At 37.3% G+C, this 1,005-nt stretch carries 2 tRNA genes; both read left to right on the top strand.

The window, feature by feature from the left end:
- The first annotated feature begins 293 nt into the window (after window positions 1–293).
- Window positions 294–369: transfer RNA gene (locus KSO91_RS17360), tRNA-Asn, on the top strand.
- 225 nt (window positions 370–594) lie between these two features.
- Window positions 595–670 (top strand) — tRNA-Asn (locus tag KSO91_RS17365).
- The last annotated feature ends 335 nt before the right edge of the window (window positions 671–1,005 follow it).

Genomic DNA, 1,005 nt, shown 5'->3' on the forward strand with positions numbered 1-1,005 from the left:
TTAGCTCAGTTGGTAGAGCGATAGAGACACTGTTAATGTGTTATTCCATTAGTAGTAGAAAAGAACAATTCCTCTTTAGCTCAGTTGGTAGAGCGATAGAGACACTGTTAATGTGTTATTCCATTAGTAGTAGAAAAGAACAATTCCTCTTTAGCTCAGTTGGTAGAGCGATAGAGACACTGTTAATGTGTTATTCCATTAGCAGGAAAAGAACAATTCCTCTTTAGCTCAGTTGGTAGAGCGATAGAGACACTGTTAATGTGTTCTATCCATTGATAGTAGAAAAGAACAATTCCTCTTTAGCTCAGTTGGTAGAGCAACGGACTGTTAATCCGTGTGTCGCTGGTTCAAGTCCAGCAAGAGGAGCCACTTTCATTAAGTTTTGAATGTTTTGAAACTTAAGAGTGTGAAAACACTATAAATATTTTTAATACAAAAAGAACAATTCCTCTTTAGCTCAGTTGGTAGAGCGATAGAGACACTGTTAATGTGATGTATTCATTAACAGAAAAAGAACAATTCCTCTTTAGCTCAGTTTGTAGAGCGATAGAGACACTGTTAATGTGATGTATTCATTAACAGAAAAAGAACAATTCCTCTTTAGCTCAGTTGGTAGAGCAACGGACTGTTAATCCGTGTGTCGCTGGTTCAAGTCCAGCAAGAGGAGCCACTTTGTTTCAGTGTTGATTTCGAGTCGAGATTGAAGGTGTGAAAACACTATAAACATTTGAACATTCCTCTTTAGCTCAGTTGGTAGAGCGATAGAGACACTGTTAATGTGTTATTCCATTAGTAGTAGAAAAGAACAATTCCTCTTTAGCTCAGTTGGTAGAGCGATAGAGACACTGTTAATGTGATGTGTTCATTAACAGAAAAAAGAACATTCCTCTTTAGCTCAGTTGGTAGAGCGATAGAGACACTGTTAATGTGTTATTCCATTAGTAGTAGAAAAGAACAATTCCTCTTTAGCTCAGTTGGTAGAGCGATAGAGACACTGTTAATGTG

It is taken from the genome of Psychromonas antarctica, assembly GCF_022267535.1.
Classification (GTDB): domain Bacteria; phylum Pseudomonadota; class Gammaproteobacteria; order Enterobacterales; family Psychromonadaceae; genus Psychromonas; species Psychromonas antarctica.